This is a genomic window from Phreatobacter sp. (assembly GCF_027532945.1).
Lineage (GTDB): Bacteria > Pseudomonadota > Alphaproteobacteria > Rhizobiales > Phreatobacteraceae > Phreatobacter.
This window is the reverse complement of sequence record NZ_JAPZTZ010000003.1, coordinates 166714-191508: the sequence shown is the minus strand read 5'-3', so window position 1 is coordinate 191508 and position 24795 is coordinate 166714. Positions and strand designations below refer to the sequence as shown.

Sequence of the window (24795 nt, the reverse complement as noted above, 5' to 3'; positions counted from 1 at the left end):
GGGGTCAAAGGCGCCGTCGCGCCGCTCCCTGAAAATGCAAAATCTATCATGGGGTTGGAGGCTGCCAGAGCGCCAGCAGCCCGTCAAGCGACGTCCGCTCCACCTGGACCGCCAGGGAGGATGAGCGAAGGTTTTCCGCCCACTCCGTCAGGCCCGCCGCCTCGGCAAGGCCGCTTGCCGCCGCTCCGAACCAGGTAAGGTCCGTTCGCGCCGCGGGTCGGTGCAGCTGGACGCGCATCTCGGTCGGAACCCCCTTGCTGGCGAGCCAGGTCCGGGCCTCGCGCTCGCCGCCGATCGTATCGACCAGCTTGAGCCGCTGGGCGCGCGTGCCGACGAAGACCCGGCCGTCGGCGACGGTCGCGAGCTCGGCGTCCGTGAGGCCCCGGCGATCCTTCACGATGCGCTGGAACCAGACATAGCTGTCGGTGATGATCTCGCGCAGCGCCGCAAGGGCCTCCGGGCTCGTCGGCTCGACGCCGCTCGGCATGGCCTTGAGCGGGGTTGAGCGGATCGCCTCGACCCGCACGCCGATGGTCTCCAGCAGGCGGACAACGTTGGGGAACTGGGCGATGACGCCAATGGAACCGGCGACGGAGGTCTCGCGGGAGACGATGTGGTCGGCGCCGATGGCGGCGATGTAGCCGCCGGATGCGGCCGTGCCCTCGATGACGGCGACGGTCGGCTTGGCCGCCGCCACGCCGCGGATGGCGGTGTAAAGCGCCTCGGAGCCCGCGACCGTGCCGCCGGGGGAATCGATGGTGACGATGACCGCGCGGACGTTGCGGTTGCGGCCGAGCCCTTCGATCGTGCGGATGAGATTGGCGTTCTGGGTGATGACCCCACGCACCTCGACGCGCGCCACGTGGTCGAGGGAGCCGAGCCAGCCTGCACGCTGGGCTCCGACAAGGCCGACCGCCAGCACGGCGATCACCGCCACGCCGATGGCGAGGACGCGCCAGAAGGTCACCTTGCGGCGCAGGAGCCGACGATCAAGCACGGCATCCGTCTCGAGCGGCATCGGGAGCTCCCTCTCATCGCCGGGTCGGTGGGCCTGAGGTAGCTGTCGGACAGGGCCAGCGCAAGCGTGGCAGGCATCGCCCGCCGCCGCAATCGTGTGTCACCCTGGAGAAGGCGGGCGCATCAGCGCGCCCGGCTGCGACCGGCCAGTTGTTTATAGGCGATGACGGCGCAGACAATGGCCAGGCCCCCGCCGACCACGATGGCCGTCGGATAGAGCGCGGACATCGCGAGAATGTAGCTCAGCGGCTCGCTCTCATAGTCGAGATCGATGCGCGTCCGCGCCGGGTCGCCGAAAGCGAAGACGCCCTCAAGCCAGGCTGTGCGAAGCTGCACAAAGCTGTAGAGGGCGACAACCAGACCGCCGGCGACGCCGGTGAGAGCGATGAACAGAGTGGCGATCGGGCCGAGACGACGGTTTGCGTCAGGTCGGTTCATGGACAACGCCTTTCATCTGGTCTCCGCCGAGGCGGAAGGCTCGGGTGAACGCGCACATCGACCCCATAAGGGATTTCAGACCTTAACACGCTCTTACGCCGCCGCCCCATCGATCTCGATCAAAATTCCGCGTGCGGCCTCCACGGGGTCGGCGGCCGCCGTGATCGGCCGTCCGACGACGAGACGGTCGGCACCTCCGCGAATGGCGTCAGCGGGCGTGACGATGCGCTTCTGGTCGCCAGATGCGGAGCCTGAGGGCCGGATCCCTGGCGTCACGAACTCGATGGCGGGCGGGATGCCGACGGCTCGCAACTGCGCCGTTTCCTGCGCCGAGCAGACGATGCCGTCGATTCCGATGGCCGCGGCCTGCCGCGCTTTCATCGGAACCAGCGTCGAAACCGTGCCGGAATAGCCCGCTTCCGCGCAGTCGAGGTCGTTCCAGGAGGTAAGAATGGTCACAGCGAGGATTTTCAGGCCCGTCCCCGCGCGGCCCGCCACCGCCGCCTTCATGGTCTGCGGATAGGCATGGACCGTGAGGTAATGGGCGCCCATGCGCGCGACCGACTCCACGCCCTCGCGCACCGTGTTGTCGATGTCGTGGAGCTTGAGGTCGAAGAACACGGTCTTGCCGGCCGCAGCGAGTTCCCGCCCGAAGGCGAGGCCGTCGGCGTATCCGAGCCGGTAGCCGATCTTGTAGTGCGTCACCGTGTCGCCGAGGCGATCGACCAGACGCTCGGCCTCGCCGAGGCTCGACAGGTCGAGGGCGACGAAGAGCCTTTGCCGCGGGTCCAGATTGCGCAGGGTCATGGGGCGAGGCTCCGGGCGGTCGCGACGAGCGAGCGGCAGCAGGCGACGAGCATGGCCCGCGTGCGCTCATCCTTGAGATGGCCGTCCTCGTCGAAGGCCTGGTGGGCTGCCGCCACCGCGCAGCTCTCCGGGATCACCAGGGCGCCGCAGCCGAGCTCCAGCACCTGGCGGGCCGCCATCTGCGAGCGGAAGCCGCCATAGCCGCCGGGCGAGGCCGAGCCGAGGGCGAAAACGCGGCCGTGATAGGCGGCAAGCGGCTTCTCGCCCTCTTCCCTGACACGGCTCACCCAGTCGATGGCGTTCTTCAGGAGCGGCGTCATGCCGGCATTGTATTCGGGCCCGGCGATGAAGATGCCCTGGTGGGCGCAGAACTGGCGCTTCAGCTTGAGCGCGTTCTCCGGCACGCCCTCGGCAGCTTCGATATCGCCGTCATAGATCGGCATCGGATAATCGGCGAGCGAGACCAGCGACACGTCGGCATCGAGGAGAGCGAGCTCCCGCGCAGCGGCGGCGGCAAGGCGCGCATTGAACGAGCCCGTACGGATGGAGCCGGCGAAGACGAGGATGCGGACCAAGGCCGTTCTCCGATCGGTGAGATCGGGCCCTTGTAGCGGCGCACGCCCGGCGCGTAAACGCGCGGCCATGCCGCCTCGACAGAGCCGGCCCGCTCGGGCTTGATGGGACAGGTCAGCCGGTAGCGCATCGCATGAAAGTCCTCTTCGTCCACCAGAATTTTCCGGCCCAGTTCAAGCATCTCGCCCCCGCGCTCGCGGCTGCCGGCCACGAGGTCGTAGCCCTGACGCTGCGTCGGCAGGCGCCCGCCGCGCTGAAGGGCGTGCGTGTCGTCACCTATGCCGTCACCCGCGGGTCGAGCCGCGGCATCCATCCCTGGGCCGGGGATTTCGAGACAAAGGTCATCCGCGGCGAGGCCTGTTTCCGGGCGGCGCTCCAATTGCGCGACAAGGGCTTTTCACCCGACGTCATCGTTGCCCATCCCGGCTGGGGCGAAAGCCTTTTCCTGAGGCATGTCTGGCCGAAGGCCCGCATCGGCCTCTATGGCGAGTTCTTCTATCGGAGCGAGGGCGCCGATGTGGGCTTCGACCCCGAGACCTCCGTGGTCACGGAGGCCGAAGCGAGCCGCGTCACCCTGAGGAATGCCGCCATGCTTCTCGCCATGGATGGCGCGGACGCGGCTATTGCGCCGACCCACTGGCAGGCAAGCACCTATCCCGAGAGCTTCCGGTCGCGCATTGCCGTCATCCACGACGGCATCGACACGGCAGCGGCCGCCCCCGACCCCGGCGCGACCTTTGCCCTCGACGGCCGCCTCCTCAGCCGGCGCGACGAGGTCATCACCTTCGTCTCGCGCAGCCTGGAGCCCTATCGCGGCTACCATGTCTTCATGCGTGCCCTGCCGGCCTTGCTGAAGGCTCGGCCCAATGCCGAGGTGGTCATCGTCGGGCAGGAGGGCGTCAGCTATGGCGTGCCGCGCGAGGACGGGACGAGCTGGAAACAGGCCATGGCCAGGGAGATCGGGCCGGCCCTGTCCGGATCGGAGGCCGCACGCATCCACCATCTCGGCCAGGTCCCCTATGACCGCTTCCTGGCGCTCCTGAAGGTATCGACGGTCCACGTCTACCTCACCTATCCCTTCGTCCTGAGCTGGAGCCTTCTGGAGGCGATGAGCAGCGGCTGCGCCGTCGTCGCCAGCGACACGGCGCCGGTCCGCGAGGTGATCACCTCCGGCACGGACGGGCAGCTGGTGGATTTCTTCGATGCGCCGGGGCTGGCCCAGGCGGTGGCGGCGCTCGTCGCCGATCGACCGCGGCGGGAGCGCTTCGGCGTCGCGGCGCGGCGGCGGATCGTGCGGGATTACGACCTGGCCGAGGTCGCGCTGCCGCGCCAGATCGCCTGGGTGGAGGCTCTATCCGGCCGCTGACCTGTCAGGCCTGGGTGCCGGGCTTCGCCCCCGCCTTGGCGGCCTCCTGGCTCGCCTCCGCCTCGCGGATCACCGCCATGCTCTCTTTCAGATGGTCGAGTGAGGCCCGGCCTCCCGCAAACTCGCGGATCGCAACGACAATCAGCGCCAGCACGAAGGGCCCGATGAAATAGTACAGGCGGAACAGGATGAAGGCCGCCACAACGGCCTCCGCCGTGAAGCCGAGCGGCGGCAGGGCGACCAGCAGCGTCGCCTCGAAAGCGCCCGCCGCGCCCGGCGCGTGGGTGGCGAAGCCGAGCAGCATGGCCGAGCAGAAGATGACCGCCACCGCCACGAAAGGCGCGGGCGGGGCGTTCGGCATGGCCATGAGCAGCACATAGAGGATCATCGCCGTACAGGCGAGATCGACGATACCGATGACCATCTGGAGGAAGGTGAGCTTCGCCGTCGGCAGCTTGATCTGCCACGTGCCCGAACCGAACTGGCGGGGGCGGGAGACGAAGAAGAGCCAGCCGGCAAGGACGGCGAGGATAAGGACGCCGACCACGCGCACCATGTCGCCGCTTATGCCGAGCGGCGCCACCACCGGCGTCACCACCCAGGGCTCCAGCACGAAGCCGAGGCCGAGCACGGTTGCATTGCCGAGCCAGAAGGTCAGGCCGGCGATGAAGCAGATCTTCACCACCTGTGGGCCGGTGATCTTGTAGCGGGAATAGACGAGGTAGCGCACCACGGCGGCGGTGAAGACCGTCGCGCCGAGATTGTGGGCGATGGAATAGCTGCTGAACGAACCGATGGCGCAGGCGGGGTAAGGGATATCCTCACGGCCGATCGTTCGCGTGGCGAAATAGTCGTAGACGGTCAGGGTCGCATAGGCGGCAGCGGTGAAAAGGCCGGCCAGCACCAGGGTCGGCGTGCCGATCTGGCCGATCGCATCCCAGACCTTGGCCCAGTCGATCAGCCGGAGCTTGGTGAAGAGCACATAGCCTGCGGTGGTGAGCATCGCGACGGCGACGACGAGCAGGATGCGCTTCAGCCCGATGCGGTCGCGCAGGAAGTCCATCGTGGTCTTGATCACGGGGCGGCTCGGTCTCGCGGTCGGCGCGATGCGGAATCGCGCGGGAAGGGCCAAGTAGCACGGGCCAGGTTACTGGCCCATGTCATGCGACAGTCGTGTGATCGGACGCGCGCCGCGTCACTGCAGGAACGGATTGCTCTTGCGCTCGCGTTCCAACGTCGTCGCCGGACCGTGGCCGGGCAGGACGGTGAAGTCGTCGCCGAGCGGCAGGATCTTCTCCTTGATGCCGCGGATGAGCAGGTCGTGGTCGCCGCCGGGCAGGTCGGTGCGGCCGACAGAGCCCTGGAACACCGTGTCGCCGACAAGCGCGAACTCCGACGGGGCGTGGACATAGACTACATGGCCCGGCGCATGGCCCGGCACATGCAGCACGTCGAAGGTGAGACCGCCGACCGTGACGGTGTCGCCCTCCTTGAGCCAGCGCGTCGGCGTCACCGGCCGCACGCCGGGCAGGCCGAAGCGCTGCGCCTGGGCCGTCAGATTGGCGAGCAGCGGCGCGTCGTCCTCGTGCGATCCCTCGATCGGGATGGAAAGCAGTTCGGCGAGCTCGGCCGCGCCGCCGGCATGGTCGATATGGCCGTGGGTGAGCAGGATCTTCTCCGGCAGCACCTTGAGATCGGCGATGGCGCCCTGGATGCGCGGCAGGTCGCCGCCAGGGTCGACAATGGCCGCCCGCATGGTGTCGGCGTCCCAGACGATCGAGCAATTCTGCTCGAACGGGGTCACCGGAACGATCGCAACCTTCAACGTCGCCATGGGCTTTCTCCTGGTCCCGTCCGGCTTAAGGCGCGAGGCGCGCCGCGGCAAGCGCAAGTCAGCTGTCATGAACTGCAAGACAACTTTATTGCAATGCACCACGAGGAACGTCTATAACCCCTCCGTCACCGCTCACCCACGAGCCGTCGATCGAACAGTCGCAGAGCGCATTCGATCATTGAGGCGGGTGAAGCTCCGATAGTCGTTGCCTGATGCGATCGGCGCGGCTGATCTTACTGAGGACAACAAAAAGACATGATCAAACTTCGCGCTTTTGCGCAGCGAAATGCCATTGCCGTTGCTGTCGTTGCTGGGGCCGCTGGCCTTCTTCTTTCCTCCCATCGCCTGCAGGCCAGCGAGGCCGATCGCGCCGACGCCAACTGGGCGCAGCTCTATGCTGCTGGCCAGCCGGCGCCGGCTGCCCGTCCGGCGCGGACCGCGACCGCCGCAGGCGTTCCCGCCGTCGCCGAGCCCAGCGAGATGGGATCCATCCGCCGCCGCGTCACTGAAGTGGCCGCCCGCCACGGCGTTCCTGCCAACCTCGCCCTCGCAGTCGCCCGGCTGGAGAGCAACATGCGCTGCCAGGCCCGCGGTCGGCAGGGCGAGCTCGGACCTATGCAGATCAAGCCTGCCACCGCCCGCGGCCTCGGCTATACCGGCCCGGCCTCGGCGCTGAACTCCTGCGGTGCCGGTCTCGAATGGGGCATGCGCCACCTGGCCGTCGCTTACCAGCGCTGCGGCTCGGCTTCGGGCGCCGCGGCGCTCCACAACCGCGGCCTCGGCGCCTCGTGTGGTCGTACGGCCTATTCGGCCCGCGTCACGCAGCTGATGGCGAGCCTCTGAGCCGATCCGGCGCGGCGGCCCTGTCGCCGCGCCGCCTCAGCCGCCCGCCATGGCCTTCACGCGGGCACGCTCGGCCTTGCCCATGGCGGTGCGCGGGATGCCGTGGACCTCGACAATCCGCGCCACGGGGATGTCGGGCATCCGCGCCTCGCACCAGTCCATCAGCTCCGCCGTATCAAGAGGTCCGCGTGGCACCACGGCGATCCATACCTCCGGGATGCCCGATGGTCCGATGACGCCGAAGGCCGCCGCATCCACAAGGTCGCGTCGCTGGGCCATGACCTGGTCGATGCGGTCCGGTGCGATCTTGTTGCCGCCGGCATTGATGACCTCGTCGCTCCGCCCGGTGATGATGAGGAGCCCCTCTGCCGTGAGACGGCCGATGTCGCCGGGATAGAACCAGTCTTCCGATCGATCCGGATGCAGCGAACCCGGCGTGTAGGGCCGTCCGCCCGCTACCGCCATGATGCGGATGCGGCCCTCGCTGCCCGCCGGCACCGGTTGGTCGTCATCGTCCACCACCTCGACGCGCCGTCCCGGCAACACGTAGCCGACCGCGCCGGGCGTTGCCCGCAGCTGCTCGAAGGGCGCCGCTGCGGTCTTGCCGGCTTCCGAGGAGCCATAGCTGATCGCCACCGTCCGGCAGATCCGCCGCTGGATCTCGTCGACGAAGACGGGTGTCACGAGACTGCCGGCAAAGCCGATAAACCGCACGCTCTCGCAGGTGCCGGGCACCTCGTCCATGGCAGAAAGCAAGGCGCGGACCTGCTGCGGGGCGGCGAAAATGGACTCGACCTTGAACAGGTCGATGACCTGGAGCGCCTCTTCACCGGACGTGGCGAAGCAGATCGTCATGCCGGCGAGGATGTGGCGGAGAACCTCGTTGAAGCCCCAGAGCATGACCGTGCCGACCAGCAGCAGGCTGCGGCCCGATCCCTGGTCCCAGTGGCAGAGGATGTTGGTGCGAATGCGGGCCTGCGTTTCGCCGACCGTCGCGGCGGCGAGCTTCGGCATGCCGGTCGTGCCGGATGTGGTGGCGATGCGGCAGATGCGCCCGGGATGATCATGATCGGGCGAGGTGGGAGGCGCCGGCAGGTCCGTTGGGGCGAACCAGTCCTCGCCAAGGACGAGGCGTCGCGGCCCTTCACCCTGCCGGTGAGCGGCGGTCGTGACGAGGGTCGTCGCCCCCATTCGCGGCAGTTCGGCCAACTGGTCGGGTCGGATCGAGGCGGTCACGGCACCGAGTTGCAGCAAGGCGAGCGTCGCAATGACGTCCCGTACAGGGCTGTCCAGCATCATCGCCACGGTCTCGCCGTCACGCACGCCCTCGGCATGGAAGCGCCGCGACAGCCTGTCGATGCCGTCCGCCAGCATGCCATAGGTCACCACCCGGTCGGCCCAGATGAGGGCGGGGCGGTGGGGCGTGGCGCGCCCCTAGAACATGGCGGCTTCGGCGAAGATCATCGGTCGCACCGTATGGTGGTACCCGCCGGTGGGACCGGCGGCACGCGCCATGCTAGACGGAGACGGTCGGCCGGCAAGAGCGCGTGACGTGGCGGAACAGGGGCAGGATCGTCGGGGCATGGGGCTTGGGCCGGTCATCAACCGGCGACAGGTGCTCTGCGGCACGGCGATGGCCATTGGCTGGGGCATGCCGACGGTCCATGCGGGATCGGCCGGCTTGCCGCAGCGGCCTGTCCGCATCATCGTGCCGTTCTCAGCCGGTACCACCCTCGACGTGATGGCGCGCGCTCTGTCGGCAGCGCTCGAGCCGGTGATCGGCCAGCGCCCGCCGGTGGTCAACCGCGATGGCGCGGCGGGTTTCATCGCCCTGTCGGAGATGGCGCAGGCCGAGGCCGACGGGACGACTTGGCTCTTCAGTGGGCCGGGCCAGTTCACCATCCAGCCTCACATCCGCCGTCGCGTCGCGTTCACCCTGGATGATTTCTCCCCCGTCTGTCAGCTCTACGAGACGCCCTTCGCCGTGGTGGCGAGCCGCCGCAGTCCGGCGACGACCTTCGCGGAGTTTCTCGACCGGGCGCGATCCGAGCCGGGGCGGATCCGCTTCGGCCATTATGGGCCGGGTTCGGCGACCCATTTGCTCATGGTCATCCTGGCCCGGCAGTACGGCCTCACCTTCCTCGACATTCCCTATCGTTCGCAGGGCCAGCTGGTGCAGGATCTGTTGACCGGCGAACTCGAGGCGGCCGTGCTCGCTCCCGGCTCCTATGAGCCCGATATCGTCCGCCACCTCGTGATCCTCGGCACCCACCGCTACACTGAACAGCCGGATATCCCGACCATCGTCGAGATGGGCCAGCCGCCGCCGCTCGCCTCCTTCGCCGGCATCTACGTGATGAAGGGCGTGCCCGAGCCCGTGCGGGCGGCGATCGAGGCGGCTTGCCTCGCCGCCGCCGCCGATCCGGTGTTCCGCGGCGCAGCCGGCCGCGCCCGCGTCGAGGCGGCGCCGCTGCCAGCAGGTCCTTTCAAGGATCGCATTCTCGCCCAGAGCCGCGAGGTTCAGGCTCTGGTGGCAGAGATCGGGCTCAGGATCGACTGAAGGGCCGTCAGAACCGGTAGGCGAAGCCGGTGCGCACCTGGGTATGGCTGGACTTCACCCGCATGAACTTGGTGGGGGGGGTGGTCGTACCGGGCCGCGAGGTGAGACGGGCGCTGCCGAGGTCGGTGTAAAGCGCCTCGAAGCGGAAAGACCAATGGCGCGAGACGAGATACTCGACGCCACCGCCGAACGTCCAGCCAACGCGCATTTGGTTCTCGGCCCAAATGGTCGGGGACCCCAAAGCCGATGTGTTGATGCTTCTGGTGTCTACCTGGCCGATGCCTATGCCGCCGGTCACGTAAAGCAGCAGGCGATCAACAGGCACACCGGCCCGGATACGGAGCGATCCAACGAAACCGGATCGCGTCGCGAACAGGATGTTGGCTCCCGAAACGGTTGCCCGCGACCCGCCCGAGCCGGCCGTATAGGTCAGGTCGCCCTCGACACCGACGACGAAATGAGGCGTAACCTGCCAGTTATGGCCAGCGAATGTCCCGAACAGCGGACCCGTCGCGGAAATGGTGCGGGACCCGCCTTCTGCTGAAAAGCTGGTAAAAGCAAGGTTCTCATCCGTCCAGCGATTGCTGGCCACGCCGACACCGAGCACCCCGCCGACATAGGCGCCCGTCCAGTTGGCGGCGGGCGCGGGCAGCGGCTGCGCCGATGCATCGCGCGCAAGAAGCGCGCAGAGGGCGACACCGGAAAGGAAGCTGAAACGGAGCATCCGGGCCCATTGAGGTGAGGGGGGCGAGGGCATGCACTGTCGCCTTCCTTATCCGCAACACGGACAATGGAGGCAAGTTGCTTTGCGGTACACGATGACCGTAACGGGCGAATGATGCCCGCCGGCAACAGTCGAGGTTGCGGCAAAGCGATTGGGGCCAAAGAAAAACCCCGCGCGGATCGCTCCGCGCGGGGCTTGACCAGAAAGCGTCGGGGCATCAGCCCCGGGCAATCACTTCTTGTCGCCGGTGCGGGCCTTGAGGGCCGCGCCGAGGATGTCGCCGAGCGAGGCGCCCGAGTCGGCCGAGCCGAACTGGGCCATGGCTTCCTTCTCCTCAGCCACTTCCAGCGCCTTGATCGACACCTGGACCTTGCGGGCCTTGCGGTCGAACATGGTGACGCGGGCGTCGAGCTTCTCGCCGGTGGCGAAACGCTCCGGACGCTGGTCGCCGCGGTCGCGGGCGAGCTCGGCGCGCTTGATGAAGGCGGTGAGGTCGGTGCCGACGATCTTCACGTCGATGCCGCCTTCCTTCACCTCGATCACCTCGCAGGTGACGACCTGGCCCTTGCGCAGCTCGCCGGCATCCGCGAACGGATCCGAGCCAACCTGCTTCAGGCCGAGCGAGATGCGCTCCTTCTCCACGTCGACGTCGAGAACCTGGGCGCGAACGATGTCACCCTTCTTGAACTCGTCGATGACCTGCTCGCCCGGACGGTTCCAGTCGAGGTCGGACAGGTGGATCATGCCGTCGACGTCGCCCTCGAGACCGAGGAACAGGCCGAACTCGGTCTTGTTCTTGACCTCGCCCTCGACGACGGTGCCGATCGGGTGGCGCTCGATGAAGGCCTCCCACGGGTTCTGCAGGGTCTGCTTGAGGCCCAGCGAGATGCGGCGCTTGGACGAGTCGACCTCGAGCACGGCGACCTCGACCTCCTGGGAGGTGGAGACGATCTTGCCGGGGTGGACGTTCTTCTTGGTCCAGCTCATCTCGGAGACGTGGATGAGGCCCTCGATGCCCGGCTCCAGCTCCACGAAGGCGCCGTAGTCGGTGATGTTGGTGACGCGGCCCTTGAACTTGGCATTGATCGGGTACTTGGCCTCGATGCCCTGCCACGGATCGTCCAGCAGCTGCTTCATGCCCAGCGAGATGCGGTGCGTCTCGTGGTTGATCTTGACGATCTTGACCTTCACGGTCTGGCCGATCGTCAGCACCTCGGACGGGTGGTTGACGCGGCGCCAGGCGATGTCGGTGACATGCAGCAGGCCGTCGATGCCGCCGAGATCAACGAAGGCGCCGTAATCGGTGATGTTCTTCACCACGCCGTCGATGACCTGACCCTCTTCGAGGTTCTGGACGAGCTCGTGACGCTGCTCGGCGCGGGTCTCTTCGAGAACCGTGCGGCGCGACACCACGATGTTGCCGCGGCGGCGATCCATCTTCAGGATCTGGAACGGCTGCGGCGAGTTCATCAGCGGGCCGACGTCGCGGATCGGACGGATGTCGACCTGGCTGCGCGGCAGGAAGGCCACGGCGCCGTCGAGGTCGACGGTGTAGCCACCCTTGACGGTGTTGAAGATCGTGCCGGTGACCTTCTCGCCGGCGTTGAACGCCTTCTCGAGCTTGACCCAGCTTTCCTCGCGGCGCGCCTTGTCGCGCGAGATCACGGCCTCGCCGAGGGCGTTCTCGACGCGCTCGAGATAGACCTCGACCACATCGCCGATCTTGATGTCGCCTTCGCGGCCGGGACCGGTGAACTCCTTCAGGGCCACGCGGCCCTCTGTCTTCAGGCCCACGTCGATGATGGCGAGATCCTTCTCGATCCCGACGACGGTGCCCTTCACCACCGAGCCTTCGTTCATCTCGGTCTTGCTGAAGCTCTCAGCGAGGAGCGCGGCGAAATCGTCGCGGGAGGGATTCATGCTTTCGGCATTCGCCATGGAGTGGTCGTCCTTGAGGGCCCGTTGCTGCGCCGGGGTTGATGGTGGCCGCCGGCTCCGCGAGGGCCGGACGAGGGGCTTTGAATCACGACCGGACGCGGCCGAAGACGGCTCGCGGGCGCAACCCAGGCGGAAGGCGGCTTGGATATCGCGGCGGACCGGGACGGAGCCGGCGACGGACCCCGTCCTGAGGCGGCGGCCCGTCGGGGGCCACGGCGAGGACGCGAGGCGGGCAGGGCGCTCGGCCGAACCCGGGTGAAGCGAACTTCACCTCTGCGTTGCCAGCAGGTCCGACCATGGGTCGATCTGCCGAATGGAGCGCCAATACAGGAAAGAGCAGGCCGCGACAAGCGCGCGGAATGCCTCAGCTGCGCTTGCGGTCGAAGCTGAACCGGTGCGAGCGCTTAAGCTCCAGCACGAAGGCGACGAACTGCGCCGCCGAGAGAATCTCTTCCTTGCCCGAGGGATAGTGGACGAAGAAGCGCGACTTGTCGGGGTACATGAGCACCCGAGCCTCAAGCCGCGGCTCGGCGCCGGAGCCGCGATCGGGGATGGTCATGATGTCGCCCCAGCGCACCCTCGGCTGCTCCGGTGGGGCGGCGACGAAATCGAAGCCCATGTCGCCGAGAATGTGCTGCGGGGGCTCCGGCTTGTGTGGGTCGGACATCGCGGGCATCGGCGGCAAGGGGATGAAAGAGCCTATGGTGACGGGTTTAGACAGCCGCAGGGACCGGCGCAACCGTCTAGGGCGCGGCGATTTGGCCGCCGCAACCAAACGCAGTTGCTGTGCCGAAGCGTCAGGACAGCGGACGGTTGAGGCCGCCAAGCTGGGCGGTGAGCCTCTCGATCGAGGCGGCGGCGTCGTCCAGCGTATGGGCGAGCAACGCCTCGCGCTCTTCCGAGCGCTCGACAACCGCCGCACGCGCCTCCCGCAGCGCCTGCAATTCAGCCTCGGCCGCCTTGAGACGACGGCGCGTGTCGGCGAGCTCGTCAGCCACCATGATCGCCGCCATGACGGTGAGCCGGGTGTCGCCGATTTCTCCGAATGCGCCCTTGAGCTGGTCGACCTTGCCGTTCACCTCCGCAGCTAGGCGCAGGAGATGGTCCTCCTGGCCGTCGTCGCAGGCCATGCGGAACGACCGGCCATTGATGGTCACGGACACATGGGCCATGCGCTGCGGGCTCCCTTAGCTCTCGTAGCGGGAGAGCACCCCGCGGATGGCGTCCATGGTGAGGTCGAGGCGGCGGGCCACCTCGCGATTCACTGATTCCAGTCCCGCGACGCGATCGGCCGAACGGTCGAGATCCTCGGCGAGGCGGGCGCGGTCGGCCTGCAGCGCATCGACCTGCTTGTGCACCACCGCCTGCTGCCGCTCCGCCTCCGCCTTTCGCGCGACGGCAATTTCCAGCGCGGCGAGCGCTGATTTCAACCTGGAGGCCGACGCCTCGAGGCGCGATGGTCCGGTGGTGGATCCCACGCTCGTTCCTGTGTGGTTTGAGCCCGGTCGGGTCGCGAGCGGAAGACCGTCCGGTGGCTGCGAGGAAACTAAGCGAGCCGGTCGAACAGCGTCAACGGCCGCGGTCATTGTTGGCGACGGCATGATGACGAAACGGCACGTCCACCATTTTCCGCCCCCGCGGGGCATGATGTCTCCCCCTCCCTGCCTTCGGAGCCATTGACTCGGGGGCCGTCGCTGCTAGGACACCGGCCCGACGACCCGGAACCCTGATGTCCGGGCTTTTCCATCGGAAGCGTGCCGGAACCGAGCCTCCGGCGCCGCCAGGAGCCGCGCTGATGCCCATCGACACCCTCCCGCGTGCCGAGCACGACAAGCTGGCCAACGCGATCCGCTCGCTGGCCATGGATGCGGTGGAAAAGGCCAAGTCCGGCCATCCCGGCATGCCCATGGGCACCGCCGACATCGCCACGGTCCTTTTCTCGCGGTTCCTGAAGTTCGATGCCTCGACGCCCGACTGGGCGGACCGCGACCGTTTCGTGCTCTCCGCCGGCCACGGCTCGATGCTCGTCTATGCGCTGCTCTATCTCACCGGCGCGCCGGAGATGACGCTCGACGAGATCAAGAACTTCCGCCAGCTCGGCTCGAAGACCCCGGGTCATCCCGAGAACTTCATCACCAAGGGCGTCGAGACGACCACCGGCCCGCTCGGTCAGGGCATCGCCACCGCCGTGGGCATGGCTCTCGCGGAGAAGATGCTCGCGGCCGAGTTCGGCAAGAAGGCCGTCGACCACCACACCTATGTGATCGCCTCCGATGGCGACCTCATGGAGGGCATCAGCCAGGAAGCCATCGCCATGGCGGGGCACTGGAAGCTGAACAAGCTCATCGTGCTCTTCGACGACAACGACATTTCCATCGACGGCCCGCTGTCGATCGCCGACTCGGTCGACCAGCTGAAGCGTTTCCAGGCGGCCGGCTGGCGCGCCGAGCGCATCAACGGCCATGATCCCGAGGCCATCGCTGCCGCCATCGAGCGGGCGAAGAAGTCCTCGAAGCCCTCGCTCATCGCCTGCAAGACGGTCATCGGCTACGGCGCGCCGAAGAAGGCCGGCACCTCGAAGGCCCATGGCGAGCCGCTCGGCGCCGACGAGCTGAAGGGCGCCAAGGAGAAGCTCGGCATCTCCCCCGAGCCCTTCGCCATCGCCCCCGACGTGCTCGACGCCTGGCGCAAGATCGGCGCCCGCGGTGCCGCGGCGCGCAAGACCTGGGAATCGCTCTTCGGCACCCTGCCGCCGAAGAAGCAGGCCGAGTTCCGCCGCCGCCTCGCCCATGAGCGGCCGGCCAAGCTCGCCAAGGCGCTCGCCGCGCACAAGAAGGCGCTCCTCGCCAACCCGCAGCACATTGCGACCCGCAAGTCCTCCGAGCTCGCCATCGAGGCCATCGTGCCGGCCATGCCGGAATTCCTCGCCGGTTCCGCGGACCTCACCGGCTCCAACAACACCAAGGCGAAGTCGGCGGTCGCCTTCTCGGCCAAGAACCCGAAGGGCCGCTACATCCACTACGGGATCCGCGAGCACGGCATGGCCGCGGCCATGAACGGCATCGCCCTGCATGGCGGCTTCGCCCCCAATGGCGCGACCTTCCTCGTCTTCACCGACTATTGCCGCCCGGCCATGCGCCTCTCGGCGCTGATGGGCACCGGCGTCGTCTATGTCATGACCCACGATTCGATCGGCCTCGGCGAGGACGGCCCGACCCACCAGCCGGTCGAGCATGTCGCCTCGCTGCGCGCCATCCCGAACATGCGGGTCTTCCGCCCCTGCGACGCCGTCGAGGTGGCGGAGTGCTGGGAGCTGGCGCTGAACCGCATCGACGGCCCGACGACCCTGGCGCTCACCCGCCAGAACCTGCCGCAGCTGCGCACCGACGTGAAGGTGAACCGCTCGGCCGCCGGCGCCTATGAACTGGTCAAGGCCGAGGGCAAGGCCCAGGCGACGCTCTTCGCCTCGGGTTCCGAGGTCGAGATCGCGGTGGCTGCCCAGAAGCTCCTCGCCGCCAAGGGCGTCGCTGCCCGCGTCGTCTCGGTCCCCTCGCTCGACCTGTTCCTCGAGCAGCCCGCCGAGGTGCGCGCCGCCGTGATCGGCTCGGCGCCGGTAAAGGTCGCCATCGAGGCGGGCGTCCGCCAGGGCTGGGACGCGCTGATCGGCCATGACGGCATCTTCGTCGGCATGACCGGCTTCGGTGCCTCGGCGCCCTACAAGGAGCTCTACAAGCATTTCGGCATCACGGCGGAAGCCGCTGCCGAGGCTGTTTTGGGCCGGATCGGCTGATCCTGCCTTGTGAATGACCAGATTGGGCGCCAGATCGCGGCGCCCGCCCCGCGACAAAGGTCCGTGACCGAAGGGCGGACCGCATGAAGGAGAGGAACGCGATGACCACCCGGGTCTTCATCAACGGCTTCGGCCGCATCGGCCGCAACGTCCTGCGCGCCATCGTCGAGGGCAAGCGCAAGGACATCGAGGTGGTCGGCATCAACGACCTCGGTCCGGTCGAGACCAATGCCCACCTGCTGCGCTTCGATTCGGTCCACGGCCGCTTCCCGGCCGAGGTCTCGGTGGACGGCGACCATATCATTGTCGCCGGCAAGCGCATCAAGGTCACCGCGATCAAGGATCCGGCCGAGCTGCCGCACAAGGCGCTGAACGTCGACGTGGCGATGGAATGCACCGGCATCTTCACCACCCGCGACAAGGCCGCCGCCCACCTCAAGGCTGGCGCCAAGCGCGTCCTCGTCTCGGCTCCCTGCGATGGCGCCGACCTCACGGTCGTCTATGGCGTCAACCACGACCAGCTGACCAAGGACCACCTGGTCGTCTCGAACGCCTCCTGCACCACCAACTGCCTCGCCCCCGTCGTCGCCGTGCTCCACAAGACCTGCGGCATCGACAAGGGCTTCATGACGACGATCCACGCCTATACCGGCGACCAGCCGACGCTCGACACGATGCACAAGGATCTCTATCGCGCCCGCGCCGCGGCGCTGTCGATGATCCCGACCTCGACGGGCGCGGCCAAGGCGATCGGCCTCGTGATCCCTGAGCTGAAGGGCCGCCTCGACGGCACCTCGATCCGCGTGCCGACGCCGAACGTCTCGGTCGTGGACTTCAAGTTCATCGCCAAGCGCAAGACCTCGGTCGAGAAGATCAACGAGGCCATCCTCAAGGCTGCCAAGCGCGGTCCGCTGAAGGGCATCCTCGGCTTCACCGACCAGCCCAACGTCTCCATCGACATGAACCACGACCCGCATTCGTCGATCTTCGCCCTCGACCAGACCAAGGTCATGGAGGAGAAGCTGGTGCGCGTCCTGTCCTGGTACGACAACGAGTGGGGCTTCTCGAACCGCATGAGCGACACCGCAGTCGCCCTCGCGAAGCTGATCTGACCCAAGACCCCGGGCCGCCTGTTCCGACAGGCGGCCCTTTTTCCGATCGGGATTGCCTGAATGACCGCCTTCCGCACCCTCGATGACGCCGATCTCAAGGGCAAGCGCGCGCTGGTGCGCGTCGACCTCAACGTGCCCATGGAGGACGGCAAGGTCTCGGACCTCACCCGCCTCGAGCGCATCGTGCCGACGCTGACCGACCTCGCCGATGGCGGCGCCAAGGTCATCGTCCTCGCCCATTTCGGCCGGCCGAAGGGTGTCGATCCCACGCAGTCCCTGAAGGCCGTCGTGCCGGCCCTCGCCGAGGTGCTGAAGCGCCCCGTGGCTTTTGCCGCCGACTGCATCGGCGAGGTCGCCGAGAAGGCGGTTGCGGCGATCAAGCCGGGCGAGATCCTGGTTCTGGAGAACACCCGCTTCCACAAGGGCGAAGAGAAGAACGAGCCCGATTTCGTCAAGGCGCTGGCCGCCAATGGCGACATCTGGGTGGCAGATGCCTTCTCCGCCGCCCACCGCGCCCATGCCTCGACCGAAGGCCTCGGCCACGTCCTGCCGGCTTATGCCGGGCGCACCATGCAGGCCGAGCTGGAGGCCCTGTCGAAGGCGCTGGAGAAGCCGGAGCGGCCGGTCGTCGCCGTTGTCGGCGGCGCCAAGGTCTCGACCAAGCTCGACCTCCTCGGCAACCTCTCAGGCAAGGTCGACATCCTCGTCATCGGCGGCGGCATGGCGAACACCTTCCTCGCCGCCGAGGGCAAGGCGGTCGGCAAGTCGCTCTGCGAGCACGACCTTCTCGACACCGCCCGCGCCATCGTCGCCGAAGCCGCCAGGAACGGCTGCCGCATCGTCCTGCCGGTCGACGTGGTCTGCGCCAAGGAGTTCAAGGCCAACGCTCCCCACCGCGTCTGCGGCATCGATGCGGTCGCCGCCGACGAGATGATCCTCGACATCGGTCCGCGATCCGTCGAGCATGTCGTCTCGCTCCTCGGGCGCGCCAAGACCCTCGTCTGGAATGGCCCCTTCGGCGCTTTCGAACTCGAGCCCTTCGACAACGGAACGGTCGCCGTTGCCGAGGCTGCGGCCGAGCTCACCGCGGCCGGCAAGCTCGTTTCCGTTGCCGGTGGCGGCGACACGGTCGCCGCCCTCAACCGGGCTGGCGCGGCCGAGCGCTTCAGCTATGTTTCGACGGCCGGCGGCGCTTTCCTCGAATGGCTTGAGGGCAAGCCGCTGCCGGGCGTGGACGTGCTGAAGGCCTGACGCGTCGGGACCACCGTCGGGGCCGGGGGGCTTCCGCGAGAAAGGTCGATGACGCGAGGCATGCCGCGCCGCATTCTGGGGATCCTGCTGGCTGTTGCCTGCCTCGCCGGCCCATCGGCAGCGCGTGCCCAGGACACGCGCCCGACCGTCCTCCTGCTCGATGGCCTCTTCATCTATGTCCACCAGACCTATGTCGGCGTCTCCGCGCTGGCGCCGCGGCTGGAGGAGATGGGCTACCGGGTCGTGGTCGACACCCATCTCATGGCGCGCACCGGCACCGAGGAGCCCGCCGTCATCATCGGCCATTCCATGGGTGGCACCAGCGCGCTGAAACATGCGGCGCAGATGGTGGCGGCCGGCAAGCCCGCCCCGGTCATCCTCACCATCGATGCCGCTTTCGGCTCGCCGCCCTGTCCGGTCGCCCGCTGCACCAACTATTTCAGCCCCGGCTTCCCGAAGGTCGAGGGCGCCGAGAATGTCGATGCCTGGCAGGCCGGCGCCTTCATGGTCAACCACGCCATGCTCGCCACCAACGAGACCGTGCAGCGGCTCGTGCTGCAGAAGGCCGCTGCGCTGCTCGCCGAGCGCCAGGCCGCCGAGGCGGCGCGGCGGACGGCCGAACTGGCGCCCAGCTTCACGCCACCGACCAGCGCGCCGGTTCCGACGCCGCGACCACGGTGACGCAGGCCTCCTCCAGCGGAAAGGACGGCTTTTTTTGGCCGCCACCTTGCGCTAGAGGGTCGCCACCGCGCGTTCCAGAACGACAGGACGGAAACCACCCATGGCCCGCATCACCCTCCGCCAGCTGCTCGACCACGCCGCCGAGAACGATTACGGCGTGCCCGCCTTCAACATCAACAACATGGAGCAGGCGCTGGCGATCATGACGGCCGCCGACGCGGTGGATGCGCCGGTCATCATCCAGGCCTCGCGCGGCGCGCGCTCCTATGCCAACGACATCATGCTCAAGCACATGATGGACGCCGTCACCGAGATCTATCCGCACATCCCGGTCTGCGTGCATCTCGACCACGGCAACGAGCCGGCGACCTGCATGACCGCGATCCAGGCCGGCTTCACCTCCGTCATGATGGACGGCTCGCTGAAGGCCGACGGCAAGACCCCCGGCGACTGGGACTACAATGTCGCAGTGACGAAGAAGGTCACCGAGATGGCCCATCTCGGCGGCATCTCGGTCGAGGGCGAGCTCGGCGTGCTCGGCTCGCTTGAGAGCGGCATGGGCGAGGCCGAGGACGGCCATGGCGCCGAGGGCAAGCTCTCCCACGACCAGCTCCTGACCAATCCCGACGAGGCCGTGAAGTTCGTCCAGGAGACCAAGGTCGACGCGCTCGCCATCGCCATGGGCACCTCGCACGGCGCCTACAAGTTCACCCGCAAGCCGGACGGCAAGGTGCTGGCCATGCATGTGATCGAGGAGATCCACCGCAAGCTGCCGAACACCCATCTCGTCATGCACGGCTCGTCCTCGGTGCCGCAGGAGCTGCAGGACATCATCAACGCCTATGGCGGCCAGATGAAGCCGACCTGGGGCGTGCCGGTCGAGGAGATCCAGCGCGGCATCAAGCACGGCGTCCGCAAGATCAACATCGACACCGACAACCGCATGGCCATGACCGGCCAGATCCGCAAGGTCCTGTCGGAGAACCCGAGCGAGTTCGACCCGCGCAAGTACCTGAAGCCGGCCATGGAGGCGATGACCGCCCTCTGCAAGCAGCGCCTGCAGGAGTTCAACACCGCCGGCCAGGCCTCGAAGATCAAGCGCGTCCTGCCGCTCGCCGACATGGCCAAGCGCTACGCCAAGGGCGACCTCAACCCGAAGATCGCCTGATCGCTTTTCGCGACGTCGGGAATGCGAACGGGGAGGCGAATGCCTCCCCGTTGTCGTTTGCAGGATAGGCTGAGAAGAGAGGGGCCAGCGGCCCCCGCCAGCTCACTCGTTGGCCTTCACCTCGATGGTGAACATCGGCAGCACGGCGAAGGGCGAGCCGCGCATGCTCACCGCCAGCGCCGCCAGCGGAATGTCGCCCTTCGGCTTCAGCGAGATGGCGAGCGAGCTCGGATCGTCGATGAACTCGCCGACCGCCTCGCTGATGCTCTCGGCCAGCGCCCGGTCCTGGATGAACTGGCCGACGAGGGCGGTCACCTGCTCCTTGATCTGCTCCTTGAAGTCGTCCTCGCTGACGCCGGCCTGCTGGGCGGAATGGGCGATGAGCGCAGCGATGCCGCCATCCTCGGTGAAGGTCAGGGTGGTCGCCCCGGCCTTGGCCGACAGGCCAAGCACGGCTGCCGATCCCGGCAGGCCTTCCAGCTGCGCCCGCTCCAGGCCGCCGATGGCGGTCACGAGCTTCAGCGAGCCGACATCATCCACCTCGACGGTGATGTTCCGGGCGCGCAGCTCACGGGCGGTGTCGACATATTCCAGGTCGATCTCGGCAGCGAGCTTCACCATGTTGGTGAGCCCGATCGGAGCCACCTGCGCCCGCTGGGCACCGGTGATCGGCGCCTCGAAGCCGGTCAGCTTGGCGCGCAGGCGCGACGGCACGAGGCCGATGCGCTGGCCGCTCTCCACCTCGAAGCGGCCGACCTTGGCGAGGCGCGTCGCGCCCTGCTTCACGTCGATATCCTCGGCGACGACGCGGCGGATGTCGGGATAGGCGGTGGGCGGCACAGGCTGGCCGGCCGAGAAGCGGCCTTCCGCGAACTCCTTTGCGAGGGCGAGGAGGCCGGTGGCATCGATGCCCTCGACCGTGATGCGGCCGATGCTGGTGTCCTGGTTGTTGGCCGAGACCTGCATCCCAGCAAATTCGAAGGAGGCGATCTTGCCCTGCGACACACCGGCGAGGGCGAAGCGGTTCATCACCACGGGCTGGCGCGCCTCGGTCTGGCCGCGGAAACCGGTCATCTCGACGCGCTCGATGTCGAGGCGGGCGAGAAGCTCGGCGAGGAGGCCCATGCTGCGGCGGCGGGTGTCCTCATTGGTGGAGGCCGGATCGATCTCCTGCATGGCCTGGCTCAAGGCCACCAGCGACCGCTCACCGGGACGGGTGGAAATCCTGCCGAAGGTGATGGCCTCGATCGTGAAGGGAGTGCCGTTGGTGCCCGTGCCACGGATCGTGCCGAGGCTGCCGCTCTCCAGCGCCACGGCGGCGCCGCCGGTCGTCCTGACGCCGGTCGCCGTGTCCAGCCCGACGAAGCGGCTGGTGCCGACCTCGACCCGCGAGCCGGTCTGGCCCTCGGTCGGGCTTGTCACGATGCCGCCGATCACAAGTTCGCCGACGCGGCCGCGCTGGTAGTTGGTCAGCCTGATGTCGCGATAGACCGCCTGCTCCATCTTGCCGTCGCGACGGCGCTGCAGCGTGAGGCTCGGGACGGTGATGCTTTGCGCCGAATAGCCAGTGACGGTCGCCTCGTTGGCGCCCTGGAAGAACGGCTCGCGCGTCGCAAGACTGCCCAGCAGCGCGCCGAGCGAACCTTGCGCGCTGGCGATCTCGACGCGGTCGATCTTGTAGGACTGGCCATCGGCGCTGGTGCCCTCGAGGCCCTGCAGCACGACCCGCGAATTGGCCAGGGCGTCCGTGGCGCCGATTCCGCCGGTGACGGTGACCGTCGCGATCTTCACGCCGACCGGCCGCTCGCCGGTGGACGAGTAGGTGATGTTGGCGAGCACGGCGGCGCCGCCCTCGTCGCGGCTCTCGCCGACGGTGCCAGCGCCGATCTGCAGGCCGGGCAGGGCGGCCATGGCGGCCCGCGACAGGTCCTCCGCGGGGCCGGCCAGCGCCGACGAGCTGAGGGCGAAGAAGACAAAGGCGGAGAGTCGCAACGAACGGGGTGATCGCATCATCGGTTGGATCCTGATGTCTGGATGGACCTGGACGGCCGCCACCTTAGCACGGGCTCTGTTGATTTCCCGCGGCGATGGCCGCATGGAAACGAAGCTCCTGCGGAGATGTTTCAGAACGATGTCGGTTTCGGCCGGATCGCCTGGGCGACCGCTTTTTCGCCGCTTTCACCGCTAGGGTGCCGCGCCATGCCCGCCGACCGCTCCACCAACGCCGCACCGACCCAGCTGGTGCTGGTGACCCCGACCCTCGGCGATCCCGCGTCCTTCGCGGGCACGCTGGAGGCAGCGCTCAGCGGCGGTGCTGTCGCAGCCGTCATCGCCCGTTTCGAGCCCTGCGACGACCGGACGCTGGTCAATCGCGTCAAGGCGCTTGCCCCCCTCGTGCAGGGCCGTGGCGCCGCGCTGATGGTGGAGGCTCCCGTCGAGGTCGCAGCCCGGGCCGGCGCCGACGGCATCCATCTCACCTACGCGGCCGATGCGGTTACCGACGCGGTGTCGCGCCTTGCGCCCCAGCGCATGGTCGGCGTCGGTGGTCTGCGTTCGCGCGACGATGCCATGGCCGCCGGCGAGGCGGGAGCCGACTACGTCATGTTCGGCGAGCCCATCGTCTCGCGCCATGCCGAGAAGAACGGCCAGTTGCCGCCCTTCGCCGCGGTCGTCGAGCGGGTTGGCTGGTGGGCCGAGCTTTTCGAGGTGCCGGTGGTGGGCCTTGCCCAGGATGTCGACGGCGTCGCGGCGCTGGCGCGGGTGCGCGCCGATTTCGCCGCTCTCGGCGAGCCCGTCTGGAGCCATCCCGACGGGCCCGCCGCCGCGGTTGCCGCTGCGCTTTCCCTCATCGCGGCGGAGACGCCGGCATGAGGCGCACCGCGCTCCTCGCGGCCCTTGGGCTGGGGCTCGCCGTGTCGGGCGCCATGGCGCAGACGCGTCCGCCGGCGCGTCCCGCGGCACCGGCGCCAGCCGCCCGTCCCGAGCCGCCGAGCGTCGAATCGGCCTATGCCGCCTGGCAGCGCGGCCGCTACCTGACCGCCTTCCGCGAGGCGACCGAGCGCGTCGAGGCCCTCGCTGATCCGGTGTCGATGACCATGCTCGGCGAACTCCACGCGGCCGGCATCGGCATTCCCCAGAACGAGGAGCGGGCCCTCGGCTGGTATCGCCTCGCCGCCGAGCGCAACGAGCGCAATGCCATCTTCTCCCTCGGCATGTTTCACATCGAGGGCCGTGCCGGCCAGACCCGCGATCCCGCGCTCGCCCGGCCCTTTTTCGAACGCGCAGCGGCCCTCGGCCATGTCGCCGCCGCCTATAATCTCGGCCTGCTGGCGCTCGCCGGCCAGGGCGGCGAGGTCAATCCCGCCGCCGCGGCGCGATGGTTCCAGCGGGCGGCCGACCTTGGCAATGCCGATGCGCAGTATGCCTTTGCCGTCATGCTGAAGGACGGCAATGGCATGCCCGCCGACCTGCCGCGCGCTGCCAGCTACATGCAGCGCGCCGCCCTGCAGGACCTGCTGGAGGCGCAGATCGACTTCGCCGTCATGCTTTTCAACGGCCAGGGCCTGCCGAAGGACGAGGCCCGCGCCGCAAGCTTATTCCGCAAGGCGGCGCTGCGTGGCAATCCGCTCGCCATGAACCGCTACGCCCGCTTGCTCGCCGCCGGCCGTGGCACCCGCCCGGACCCGAAGATGGCCGCCCAGTGGCACATGACCGCCCATATGCTCGGTGCTCCCGACGCCTGGCTGCAGGACTTTGTCCGCAACATGGACCCAGTCCTGCGCGAGGCGGCCGAGCAGGGCGCCCGCGACTGGCTGCGCTGACGCCGGACCCTGCCGGACTTGACCCCCGGTCCCTTTCGCGGGCATGACCGCCGCGAACCATCCGAAAGACCGATATGCTCCGCTCCGCACTCCTCAACGTCATGGTCGGCGCCGCCCTCAAGGCGGGACGCAGCCTCAAGCGCGATTTTGGCGAGGTCGAGAACCTCCAGGTCTCGCTCAAGGGGCCGGCCGATTTCGTTTCCGCCGCCGACCGCAAGGCCGAGCAGATCGTCAAGACCGAACTGATGAAGGCCCGTCCGGGCTATGGTTTCATCGGCGAGGAGGGGGGCGAGGAGAAGGGCTCCGACAGCACCCATACCTGGATCGTCGACCCGCTCGACGGCACCACCAATTTCCTGCACGGCATCCCGCATTTCGCCGTGTCGATAGGCCTCGTCCGCAACGACGTTCCGGTCGCCGGCGTCATCTACAACCCGGCCAACGATGAGCTCTACGTCGCCGAGCGCGGCACCGGTGCCTTCCTCAACGACCGCCGCCTGCGCGTCTCGGCGCGCCGCAAGCCGGAGGACAGCGTCGTGGGCTGTGGCATTCCGCACATCGCCCGCGGCGACCATGTCCAGTTCCGCAACGAGCTGAAGGTCGTGCAGTCGCGCTTCGGCGGCGTGCGCCGTATGGGCGCCTGCGCCCTCGACCTCGCCTATGTCGCCGCCGGCCGCTTCGACGGCTTCTGGGAGCGCGGAGTCAGCGCCTGGGACATGGCGGCGGGCATCGTGCTGATCCGCGAGGCCGGTGGCTTCGTCAGCGACTGCGACGGCCACGACAACATGCTGCTCACCGGCACGGTGTGCTGCGGCAACGAACCGATCCACCAGGCGCTGCTCGCAGCGGTGAAGGAAGGCCAGCGGGGCTGA

General features: G+C 68.2%; 23 protein-coding genes and 1 pseudogene. 11 read left to right on the top strand and 13 right to left on the bottom strand.

The window, feature by feature from the left end; translation table 11 throughout:
* Positions 1-46: 46 nt before the first annotated feature.
* The 4 genes from sppA to O9344_RS02010 form a co-directional block, all read right to left on the bottom strand.
* Complete coding sequence (gene sppA / locus O9344_RS02025; RefSeq protein WP_298472156.1) at positions 47-1018, bottom strand: signal peptide peptidase SppA; 972 nt, start codon at positions 1016-1018, stop codon at positions 47-49.
* 122 nt (positions 1019-1140) lie between these two features.
* Positions 1141-1455 carry a hypothetical protein gene (locus tag O9344_RS02020; protein WP_298472155.1) on the bottom strand — a complete coding sequence of 105 codons (315 nt, stop codon included), beginning with the start codon at positions 1453-1455 and terminating at the stop codon, positions 1141-1143.
* Between the two features lie 93 nt (positions 1456-1548).
* Positions 1549-2262: an orotidine-5'-phosphate decarboxylase gene (pyrF, locus tag O9344_RS02015; protein ID WP_298472153.1), complete on the bottom strand. Its 714-nt coding sequence runs from the start codon at positions 2260-2262 to the stop codon at positions 1549-1551.
* On the bottom strand, positions 2259-2837 hold the full coding sequence (locus O9344_RS02010; RefSeq protein ID WP_298472151.1) for an NAD(P)H-dependent oxidoreductase: 579 nt from the start codon (positions 2835-2837) through the stop codon (positions 2259-2261). Before O9344_RS02010 ends, pyrF begins: the two co-directional genes overlap by 4 nt.
* 131 nt (positions 2838-2968) lie before the next feature.
* Between O9344_RS02010 and O9344_RS02005 the strand changes: the two genes are divergently transcribed.
* Positions 2969-4201: a glycosyltransferase gene (locus tag O9344_RS02005; RefSeq protein ID WP_298472149.1), complete on the top strand. Its 1233-nt coding sequence runs from the start codon at positions 2969-2971 to the stop codon at positions 4199-4201.
* A gap of 4 nt (positions 4202-4205) precedes the next feature.
* Here the strand turns inward: O9344_RS02005 and O9344_RS02000 are convergent, their stop codons facing one another.
* Positions 4206-5279 (bottom strand): YbhN family protein, encoded by a 1074-nt coding sequence (locus tag O9344_RS02000; RefSeq protein WP_298472147.1) that lies wholly within the window; start codon positions 5277-5279, stop codon positions 4206-4208.
* A gap of 117 nt (positions 5280-5396) precedes the next feature.
* Positions 5397-6035 carry an MBL fold metallo-hydrolase gene (locus O9344_RS01995; protein WP_298472145.1) on the bottom strand — a complete coding sequence of 213 codons (639 nt, stop codon included), beginning with the start codon at positions 6033-6035 and terminating at the stop codon, positions 5397-5399.
* 255 nt (positions 6036-6290) lie between these two features.
* On the opposite strand from O9344_RS01995, the gene O9344_RS01990 reads away from it, so the two are divergent.
* On the top strand, positions 6291-6878 hold the full coding sequence (locus O9344_RS01990; protein ID WP_298472143.1) for a transglycosylase SLT domain-containing protein: 588 nt from the start codon (positions 6291-6293) through the stop codon (positions 6876-6878).
* A gap of 36 nt (positions 6879-6914) precedes the next feature.
* Here O9344_RS01990 and O9344_RS01985 read toward each other — a convergent pair.
* Positions 6915-8294: pseudogene (locus tag O9344_RS01985) on the bottom strand (class I adenylate-forming enzyme family protein); the annotation flags it as partial.
* A 166-nt stretch (positions 8295-8460) separates the two neighbouring features.
* On the opposite strand from O9344_RS01985, the gene O9344_RS01980 reads away from it, so the two are divergent.
* Positions 8461-9438: a tripartite tricarboxylate transporter substrate binding protein gene (locus O9344_RS01980; protein ID WP_298472141.1), complete on the top strand. Its 978-nt coding sequence runs from the start codon at positions 8461-8463 to the stop codon at positions 9436-9438.
* Between the two features lie 7 nt (positions 9439-9445).
* Here the strand turns inward: O9344_RS01980 and O9344_RS01975 are convergent, their stop codons facing one another.
* The 5 genes from O9344_RS01975 to O9344_RS01955 all read right to left on the bottom strand — a co-directional run bounded on the left by O9344_RS01975 (position 9446) and on the right by O9344_RS01955 (position 13578).
* A complete protein-coding gene (locus O9344_RS01975) occupies positions 9446-10162 on the bottom strand; it encodes an outer membrane beta-barrel protein (RefSeq protein ID WP_298472139.1) in 717 nt (238 codons plus the stop codon).
* Between the two features lie 231 nt (positions 10163-10393).
* Entirely contained in the window at positions 10394-12100 is a 1707-nt protein-coding gene (rpsA, locus tag O9344_RS01970; RefSeq protein WP_108173941.1) for a 30S ribosomal protein S1, read from the bottom strand.
* Between the two features lie 364 nt (positions 12101-12464).
* Positions 12465-12767, bottom strand: a complete 303-nt coding sequence (locus tag O9344_RS01965; RefSeq protein ID WP_298472136.1) for a hypothetical protein — start codon at positions 12765-12767, stop codon at positions 12465-12467.
* Positions 12768-12897: 130 nt separating this feature from the next.
* Positions 12898-13272 carry a cell division protein ZapA gene (locus O9344_RS01960; RefSeq protein ID WP_108173943.1) on the bottom strand — a complete coding sequence of 125 codons (375 nt, stop codon included), beginning with the start codon at positions 13270-13272 and terminating at the stop codon, positions 12898-12900.
* 15 nt (positions 13273-13287) lie between these two features.
* Positions 13288-13578: a DUF4164 domain-containing protein gene (locus O9344_RS01955; RefSeq protein ID WP_298472131.1), complete on the bottom strand. Its 291-nt coding sequence runs from the start codon at positions 13576-13578 to the stop codon at positions 13288-13290.
* A gap of 317 nt (positions 13579-13895) precedes the next feature.
* On the opposite strand from O9344_RS01955, the gene tkt reads away from it, so the two are divergent.
* The 5 genes from tkt to fba all read left to right on the top strand — a co-directional run bounded on the left by tkt (position 13896) and on the right by fba (position 20102).
* A complete protein-coding gene (gene tkt / locus O9344_RS01950; protein WP_298472128.1) occupies positions 13896-15890 on the top strand; it encodes a transketolase in 1995 nt (664 codons plus the stop codon).
* Positions 15891-15991: 101 nt separating this feature from the next.
* Positions 15992-17002: a type I glyceraldehyde-3-phosphate dehydrogenase gene (gene gap / locus O9344_RS01945; protein ID WP_298472125.1), complete on the top strand. Its 1011-nt coding sequence runs from the start codon at positions 15992-15994 to the stop codon at positions 17000-17002.
* A gap of 60 nt (positions 17003-17062) precedes the next feature.
* Complete coding sequence (locus O9344_RS01940; protein WP_298472123.1) at positions 17063-18253, top strand: phosphoglycerate kinase; 1191 nt, start codon at positions 17063-17065, stop codon at positions 18251-18253.
* Positions 18254-18313: 60 nt separating this feature from the next.
* Entirely contained in the window at positions 18314-18934 is a 621-nt protein-coding gene (locus O9344_RS01935; protein ID WP_298472121.1) for an alpha/beta fold hydrolase, read from the top strand.
* Positions 18935-19034: 100 nt separating this feature from the next.
* Positions 19035-20102 (top strand): class II fructose-bisphosphate aldolase, encoded by a 1068-nt coding sequence (gene fba / locus O9344_RS01930; protein WP_298472119.1) that lies wholly within the window; start codon positions 19035-19037, stop codon positions 20100-20102.
* Between the two features lie 102 nt (positions 20103-20204).
* Here fba and O9344_RS01925 read toward each other — a convergent pair whose 3' ends face one another.
* Positions 20205-22115 (bottom strand): hypothetical protein, encoded by a 1911-nt coding sequence (locus O9344_RS01925; RefSeq protein WP_298472117.1) that lies wholly within the window; start codon positions 22113-22115, stop codon positions 20205-20207.
* A gap of 186 nt (positions 22116-22301) precedes the next feature.
* Between O9344_RS01925 and O9344_RS01920 the strand changes: the two genes are divergently transcribed.
* The 3 genes from O9344_RS01920 (at position 22302) to O9344_RS01910 (ending at position 24795) form a co-directional block, all read left to right on the top strand.
* Positions 22302-22973: a thiamine phosphate synthase gene (locus tag O9344_RS01920; protein WP_298472116.1), complete on the top strand. Its 672-nt coding sequence runs from the start codon at positions 22302-22304 to the stop codon at positions 22971-22973.
* The gene (locus O9344_RS01915; protein WP_298472114.1) at positions 22970-23923 is read left to right on the top strand and encodes an SEL1-like repeat protein; all 954 of its coding nucleotides are present in this window, start codon (positions 22970-22972) and stop codon (positions 23921-23923) included. The genes O9344_RS01920 and O9344_RS01915 overlap by 4 nt, the downstream gene beginning before the upstream one ends.
* Positions 23924-23997: 74 nt before the next feature.
* Entirely contained in the window at positions 23998-24795 is a 798-nt protein-coding gene (locus tag O9344_RS01910) for an inositol monophosphatase family protein (RefSeq protein ID WP_298472112.1), read from the top strand.

What these genes read in the sequence shown, in the direction of transcription:
- sppA (WP_298472156.1), bottom strand. Translation starts at nt 1,018, where the DNA reads ATGCCGCTCGAGACGGATGCCGTGCTTGATCGTCGGCTCCTGCGCCGC.
- O9344_RS02020 (WP_298472155.1), bottom strand. Translation starts at nt 1,455, where the DNA reads ATGAACCGACCTGACGCAAACCGTCGTCTCGGCCCGATCGCCACTCTG.
- pyrF (WP_298472153.1), bottom strand. Translation starts at nt 2,262, where the DNA reads ATGACCCTGCGCAATCTGGACCCGCGGCAAAGGCTCTTCGTCGCCCTC.
- O9344_RS02005 (WP_298472149.1), top strand. Translation starts at nt 2,969, where the DNA reads ATGAAAGTCCTCTTCGTCCACCAGAATTTTCCGGCCCAGTTCAAGCAT.
- O9344_RS01995 (WP_298472145.1), bottom strand. Translation starts at nt 6,035, where the DNA reads ATGGCGACGTTGAAGGTTGCGATCGTTCCGGTGACCCCGTTCGAGCAG.
- O9344_RS01990 (WP_298472143.1), top strand. Translation starts at nt 6,291, where the DNA reads ATGATCAAACTTCGCGCTTTTGCGCAGCGAAATGCCATTGCCGTTGCT.
- O9344_RS01980 (WP_298472141.1), top strand. Translation starts at nt 8,461, where the DNA reads ATGGGGCTTGGGCCGGTCATCAACCGGCGACAGGTGCTCTGCGGCACG.
- O9344_RS01975 (WP_298472139.1), bottom strand. Translation starts at nt 10,162, where the DNA reads ATGCTCCGTTTCAGCTTCCTTTCCGGTGTCGCCCTCTGCGCGCTTCTT.
- rpsA (WP_108173941.1), bottom strand. Translation starts at nt 12,100, where the DNA reads ATGGCGAATGCCGAAAGCATGAATCCCTCCCGCGACGATTTCGCCGCG.
- O9344_RS01965 (WP_298472136.1), bottom strand. Translation starts at nt 12,767, where the DNA reads ATGTCCGACCCACACAAGCCGGAGCCCCCGCAGCACATTCTCGGCGAC.
- O9344_RS01960 (WP_108173943.1), bottom strand. Translation starts at nt 13,272, where the DNA reads ATGGCCCATGTGTCCGTGACCATCAATGGCCGGTCGTTCCGCATGGCC.
- tkt (WP_298472128.1), top strand. Translation starts at nt 13,896, where the DNA reads ATGCCCATCGACACCCTCCCGCGTGCCGAGCACGACAAGCTGGCCAAC.
- gap (WP_298472125.1), top strand. Translation starts at nt 15,992, where the DNA reads ATGACCACCCGGGTCTTCATCAACGGCTTCGGCCGCATCGGCCGCAAC.
- O9344_RS01940 (WP_298472123.1), top strand. Translation starts at nt 17,063, where the DNA reads ATGACCGCCTTCCGCACCCTCGATGACGCCGATCTCAAGGGCAAGCGC.
- O9344_RS01935 (WP_298472121.1), top strand. Translation starts at nt 18,314, where the DNA reads ATGCCGCGCCGCATTCTGGGGATCCTGCTGGCTGTTGCCTGCCTCGCC.
- fba (WP_298472119.1), top strand. Translation starts at nt 19,035, where the DNA reads ATGGCCCGCATCACCCTCCGCCAGCTGCTCGACCACGCCGCCGAGAAC.
- O9344_RS01925 (WP_298472117.1), bottom strand. Translation starts at nt 22,115, where the DNA reads ATGATGCGATCACCCCGTTCGTTGCGACTCTCCGCCTTTGTCTTCTTC.
- O9344_RS01920 (WP_298472116.1), top strand. Translation starts at nt 22,302, where the DNA reads ATGCCCGCCGACCGCTCCACCAACGCCGCACCGACCCAGCTGGTGCTG.
- O9344_RS01915 (WP_298472114.1), top strand. Translation starts at nt 22,970, where the DNA reads ATGAGGCGCACCGCGCTCCTCGCGGCCCTTGGGCTGGGGCTCGCCGTG.
- O9344_RS01910 (WP_298472112.1), top strand. Translation starts at nt 23,998, where the DNA reads ATGCTCCGCTCCGCACTCCTCAACGTCATGGTCGGCGCCGCCCTCAAG.